This is a genomic window from Mesorhizobium sp. WSM4844 (genome assembly GCF_055811775.1).
The window spans coordinates 21653-28093 of the sequence record NZ_JBVVQB010000074.1; the positions used below are offsets into that span (position 1 = coordinate 21653).

The 6441-nt window shown below is 62.8% G+C and carries 3 protein-coding genes and 1 tRNA gene; 2 read left to right on the forward strand and 2 right to left on the reverse strand.

What is annotated here, in order from left to right:
• Positions 1–87: 87 nt before the first annotated feature.
• Complete coding sequence (locus AC0L2A_RS32770; RefSeq protein ID WP_473612337.1) at positions 88–3735, reverse strand: PAS domain S-box protein; 3648 nt, start codon at positions 3733–3735, stop codon at positions 88–90.
• 254 nt (positions 3736–3989) lie between these two features.
• On the opposite strand from AC0L2A_RS32770, the gene AC0L2A_RS32775 reads away from it, so the two are divergent.
• Both AC0L2A_RS32775 and AC0L2A_RS32780 read left to right on the forward strand, forming a co-directional pair.
• Positions 3990–4448 carry a phasin gene (locus AC0L2A_RS32775; RefSeq protein ID WP_473612338.1) on the forward strand — a complete coding sequence of 153 codons (459 nt, stop codon included), beginning with the start codon at positions 3990–3992 and terminating at the stop codon, positions 4446–4448.
• A gap of 442 nt (positions 4449–4890) precedes the next feature.
• A tRNA-His gene (locus AC0L2A_RS32780) sits at positions 4891–4967 on the forward strand.
• Positions 4968–5220: 253 nt separating this feature from the next.
• On the opposite strand, the gene AC0L2A_RS32785 is transcribed toward AC0L2A_RS32780, so the two are convergent.
• Positions 5221–6441: acetamidase/formamidase family protein (locus AC0L2A_RS32785; RefSeq protein ID WP_473612340.1), on the reverse strand; the 1221-nt coding region annotated here is incomplete at its 5' end.

Sequence of the window (6441 nt, forward strand, 5' to 3'; positions counted from 1 at the left end):
ACCCAAAGGTGAACACCGGTTTTGGGAAATCCGGTGCTCAAACAAAGAGATAGAGCGGCGACACGGACGGGCCGAAAGTCCGCTGCCCTAATCCGCCAGCACGCGGGTCGACGGGAAAGCGACTTCGACCAGAGTGCCCTCGCCGGGCGTCGAGTTGATGGTGAACCGGGCCCGGTTCGCCTCGACCATGGCCTTGGTCAGCGGCAGCCCGAGACCGGTGCCGTCGCCGCGCCCGCGCTTAAGCGCGTTGAGCTGCTTGAACGGCTTGAGCGCCTGCTCGATCTCGGACTGGCTCATGCCGATGCCGGTGTCGCGCACGCGCATCACGACGTCGCCGGAGATCTCGTAGGCTGTCGATACGATCACCTGGCCGCCGGCCTGCGTGTAGCGGATGGCATTCGACAGGATGTTCAGCGCGATCTGGCGCACGCTGCGCAGATCGGCCACCACTTCCGGCAGCCGGGAGGCGAAGCTGGAGCGGATGATGACGCGTTCGCGGTTGGCTTGCGGCTGCATCATCGCCACCGTCTCGGCCAGCGTGTCGTTGAGCGACACTGCCTCATAGGCCATCTCCTGCTGGCCGGCCTCGATTTTCGAAATATCGAGCAGATCGTTGACCAGGTCGAGCACATGGTTGCCCGACCGGTTGATGTCGCGCAGATAGTCGCGGTAGCGGTCATTGGCGACCGGTCCGAATTTCTCGTCGACCATCAGCTCGGAGAAGCCGATGATGGCGTTGAGCGGCGTGCGGATTTCGTGGCTGATGCGGGCGAGGAAGTCGGTCTTGTGCGAGGAAGCGCGCTCGGCCACAGCGCGCGCCTGGGTCAGATCCTCTTCGGCCCGCTTCCACTGGGTGATGTCGCGCACCACCGCGCAGAAACCGCTGTCGTTGGGCAGCCTGCCGATGGTCATGAACAGCGGAATGAAGCGCCCCTGCGCCTCGCGTCCGATCACCTCGCGGCCGTCGTTGAGCACGCTCGCCACGCCGGGCTCGGACAATCCGTCGAGATAGTCTCGCGCGGCGCGCTGGCTTTCGATCGCGAACAGCGAGACGAAGGGTTTTCCGGTCACCTCGTCGCTGTCGAAACCGAACAGCGCCTCCGCCGGTCGGCTGATCGAGCGGATCGTTCCGTCTCGGCCGATCAGCACGACGCCGTCGGTCGCGGTGTCGATGATGGTGCGCATCTCGGCAATGCGCGCCTTGAGCTCGGAAGTGTCCGGCTGCGTCTGGTCGTCGGCGGCACCTGCTGCCTCGTCGTCGCCGGAACGGCGCACGACCAGCATCAGCGCCTTGCCGCCGCTCCATGGCACCGAGCGCAAAATGGCCTCGATCGGGAACTCCTGATCGTCACGCGTCTTCAACCGCAGCGCGTGATCGGTTCCATCGGAGGCGCTGCCGTCATAAGGATCGGCAAACAGCGCGTCGAGGCCACCGGCATCCTCCAACTGGTCGAGCGTGTCATAGCCGGTCAGGCTGAGGAATTCCTCGTTTGCATAGTGAAGGTCGTCGCCGGAATGGATCAGCAGCGGCACCGGCAGCTTGCCAAGGATCGAAATATCCGGAGCCTTGTTGTCGTCCGCGGTCGAAAAAGCCGACGGCACGAACCCTTCGAGCTTGAGCGGCGGCACCGGCAGGCGCGGCCGCTCGACCGTCGCCGGCTCGACGTCGCCGGCATCGCCGATGCCATCGGTTGGCGAACCGGTTTCGCCGTCATCGGGTCGCGCCGAGTCCTCGCTGTCTTCTGCATCGCGGAGATCGGCGGCCGTCATGCTGTCGGCGTCTTCGGCGATCGATCGACTGGCGGCGTCGGTGGGCTCAGCGATCTCCTGCGCCGGTTTGTCCGGCTCGGAGACCGGCGCACCGTCGCCATCGGCGGCGACGTAGTCCCGGTCGGCATAGTCGAGCAGCGAGCCTGAGATGTCGGACACGGTTGCTTGCGGCTGCTCACCGTCGAGCCTTGCGACATCCTTCTCGTCTTCGACATCGGTTTCGGTCGGTTCCGCCGCAGCCGGCTCTGCCGCAATTGCGGCGTCGGGCTGTTCGGTCGAGGGATTGTCCTTCTTGAGCCGCTCCCCGATCTCACGGAATGCACTGCGTTCCAGCGTCGACAGGCCTTTGTCGTTGGCCGGCTGCCTGTGCTCCGCCAACCGGATCACCTTGTCGGCAAGGCGCCGCTCCGGCTTCGGCACGATGGTCAGCGCCGGCACCTCGCCCTGGAACGGGTCGGTTTCGTCAGGCGTTTTGGCGACTTCCGGCTCGACGGCCACAGGGACGTCGGCATTGCCGACAAGGGCCATGCCGATCGCTTCCGGATCGACCACCGCATCGCCGGTGCGGGCAACGCCGAAACCGCGAAAGCCTTCGAAGGCACGGCTGCGGCCGTAGACGGGCAGCGCCGCCAGGTCGACGGGTATCTTGAAATCGGTGCCGGCAACCGGCCACAGCACCGAGCGGCCGGACCAGGTATCGCGTCGGTCGAGCAGGCCGGCGATGTCGCCGGTCGCATCGAGGTCGAAGGTGGCCGCCACGTCCCTGAAGCGCCGGCCGATCACATCGGCGGCAGGCTCGCCGACGAGTTCCGCGAATTCCGGCGACAGCGCACTGAACCTGCCCTCGGCGTCGGTGCGCCAGACGAAACGCAGGGGCGCCGCCGCGCGGTCGATCGAGGGGATGGCATTTTTGACCGGGGAGGCGGCCCTGACGGCATTTTGTGCGAAGCTTTCCGCCGAAGCATCCGCCTCGACAGGACCGGATGCATCCGGTCCCGGCTTTTGCGCCTCCTCCTCGCTGGCGCTGAAATACCAATGGTCATGCTGTGGAGGTATCCCGCCGGCCGCTTCCGGACCCTGCTCGGTTGAATCAGGCGCAGTTGAATGAGATCCGGTCGAATCGAGCCCAGTGGAATCAGGCCCCGACAGCGAAGTGTCTTCGTCGGCTGCCGCAACTGTCTGCACTGCCGCAGCCGTTTTCGCGACTGTTGCCGGCGGGGTGTCCTGTTGTGCTTTTGGCGGGACTGCGGCATCGGCCGCCGCCCCTGCGCTGAGCACGCCAGCAGGGGCTGCTTCGGAGTCCAGCTGGTTCTCGTCGATCACCACCAGCAGGTGCCGCTCGTCAGTCAGCCGGGCGAGGCCGGCCGGGTAGGAAGCGGTGCCGCCAGGAACGAGGCGTTTGACGACGCGACCGCTCTCGTTCGCAACATCGGCGACAAGCGCTGTCAGCGTTTCGGGCAGGATGCCGAGTGCCGAAAAACCATCGGAAGCGGCCTCTATGCTGCCGTTGGCATCGACGAAGGCGATGAAATGACCGTCTTCGGTAAAGCCGCTGATGGCCCGAGCGGCAAGCTCGGCGGCGCTGCGCGAGCCGGTCTGCGTCGCCGGCACCGCCAGCATGATGGCGTTTTCGCCGTCAGGCATTGTCACCGCGCTGGCCAGAAAGCCAACCGCGCGGCTGGTCAGCCCGGTTGCCAGCCGCACCGTGATGGCGCGGTCGCGGCCGATCTGTGGAAAACCGCTTGTCGCCATGATCTGGCGCCTGGCGATCGGCGGCAAGCCGGCAGAGGCGCCGATGATCGCCTCGATGTCGGGGTAGCCGAACACCGCTGCCCCTGGTCCGTTGGCCCAGATCACCTGTTCGAGGTCTGCCGACAAAAGGGCGATCGCGTCGCCGGCGGCAAAGCGCTGGCGGACCGCGTCGAGCACGGCGACGTCGAGGAAGGAGTAGTTTTCAGACGGCATGCGCTTTGGGAACCCTTACGAAGCGGGCAGTTTGCAGTTAACGCTTTGTTAATAAAAGCCGACGGTGCGAAGGTCCACAAGCCATAGCGTGCAACCGCCGGAATCTCTGGGCGCGTGGTTAACGCTGGGAGAGAAAATTTATGGTGCGCTGCAACAAAGATATTGCAATGCACAAGATTTGCCTTTATATTGCCATCATACATGAACGAGACGGCTTTCCTATCGAAGCCGCTACCACTGCAAAGGATGGAAAATTGTCCAGGACCAAGACCGCTGATACTATCGAAAACGTTGAATTCCCGAGCTTCGACGCTTCCAAGGCCACCGACCAGATCCGTGCTTTCGCCGAAAAGGGCGTCGAGCAGTCGAAAGAGGCCTATGCCAAGCTGAAGACCGGCGCCGAAGAGACCCAGAAGGCCTTTGAGTCCACCTTTGAGACCGCCAAGACCGTTTCCAACGACCTGTCGCTCAAGACCATTGCCGCTCTGCGCGCCAATACCGAAGCCGGCTTGTCGCATTTCGAAGCTCTGATCGGCGCCAAGTCGCTGTCGGAAGTCGTCGAACTGCAGACCGCATTCCTGCGCAAGCAGGTCGAGATGACTGTCGAGCAGGCAAAGGATTTCCAGACCGTCGCCTCCAAGGCGGCCGAGGACGTCTCCAAGCCGATCAAGACCGCCTTCGAGAAGGCGATGAAGGAAGTTAAGATCGCCTAATATTTGCGCATAGTTCGAAGATGCAACAAAAGGTCGCATTTCTTCGAACAGGATTATGTGAGATATAGTGGTCCAAGCGAATACCCGGCGGGTGGAACCTCCTCCCTCTGCTCTCCGGGATGACCAGCCAGCACCTCCTCCCGCTGGCTCGGAACAGGAAAAGGCCGGCACCTCCTCCCGCCGGCCTTTTTCTTTGCCCGGCGAAATATGATGTCGTGCCGGAGCACCCTTTGCCTACAGCGCCGGGCACCTTCCTGGACGCGCAAAGCACGCTGCGGAACCCTGGGATTTTGCGCATGATCCCCAGCGGAATCGATTCTGATTTTCCGGGCCATGCGCGGCCAAAAGCCTTGAATTAAACTCCGATAGCCCGTATGGACGCATCGCCGAACGACAGAGCGGGTCTCGGAGGATGAACGTTCCATCCCGCTCAGGCGAACGTGCCGTTGTAGCTCAGATGGTTAGAGCGCCGGATTGTGGATCCGGAGGTCGCTGGTTCGATCCCAGCCAACGGTACCATTGGTGCACGGTCGCCTTCTTCGGTTTCGGCCGCTTCTCTTGGCTACAGATGTCCGTTCTTACGGAGGGACCGGTCGGTGCCCCGCTTGGTTCGGATTCCTGATGCATGTTGCGCAAAAGCATGCCCTCGGCCTGACCCGAGGGTGCGCAGCGTAAAGCGCGTCGCATGAATTCCTTCAAACGCGACGCGCTTTAGCCTTTGTCGAGCTTCCGAGTAGCGGCGATGTGATGCGAGGTTTAGTTACCCACCATCTCAGGCGACACGTGCAGCGAAGATGTCCTTCTTCACCACCGCATGCACCCCCCAGTTTCCATCGACGACCTGGGTGATGCCGAAGTCTACTCCGATCGACATCAGGGAAATCGCCTCGTCCTCGGTCAGTCCTTTGGTTGTCATGAGGAAGTGGCGCATCTTGCGGAACGCATCGCGCAGCGCTCTGTCGACAGACGATTTGGAATAGATGTCGCTTTGAGCGCTCGGTCCCAGTTCCTCAAGGTAGTTGGCGTAGGAAAACCCATGCACCAGCCAGTCGGTTTGCGTCTCGAGCATGGGGTAGTTGAGCTCCTCGAGCGGTGTGCCGGCAAGGTCCGCTTTCTTGTGCAAGATGAGCTGGAACGTGCCGGTGAGCGAGCATTCGATCGCCGTGCCGCATAATTCGCTGTCGCCTTGGCTGGCATGGGGATCACCGACCGAGAGCAGCGCGCCGTCGACGGAGACCGGATAATACATCGTGGCGCCCTTGCCGATGCGCCAGTTATCGATGTTGCCGCCGGTGTAGCTCGGCGGGATGGTGTCTACGACGTCCGCTTCTTTCGGTGCCAGTCCGATCGTGCCGAAATGCGGGCGAATGGGCAGTCTCACGCCCTTCAGCACATCGTAGTTTCGTTTGGTCAGGCTGTGGTCGACCGGAACCCCGGGATAGTCGATCGTGTCATGCCTGACGCCAAACGGGTCGGTCTGCGGCACCCATTGGAAATTGTAGACCGCTTCGGCCCAGCTTTTGCCGCCGGCAACGTCGACCTCGTAGATGGTGACGACCTCGCGCTTGGTGCCGCCAAGGAGATCATTGTAGTGGAAGCCCCAATTGGCCGCCGCGTTGGAGCCATATGATTTGCCGCTGAACTTGGGATTGCCAGAGGGACGCGGTCCGCAATCGAGAATCCGCACCTCTAATATGTCGCCCGGCTCCGCGTTGCGGACATAGACCGGGCCGGTCATGATGTGCACGCCCTGCCCCTCACCAGAGCCTTTCTTGTACTTGGCCGGGTCGGTAGGGCCGGCACCGCGGCGGTCGACGCCCTTCTTCTCTTTCGTCCAGAGATAGAAGCTCTCTGCACCCTCGTCGCCGTCAACCATGCGCTCCAGGTCATCGCCCGCATGGTGGGTGAGCGACTCGATCGTGACGATGTCGCCGGAATTGACCTCGATGCGCGGCTTCAGCGATTTGCTGAAGTAGCCCCAATGCACGGTCTC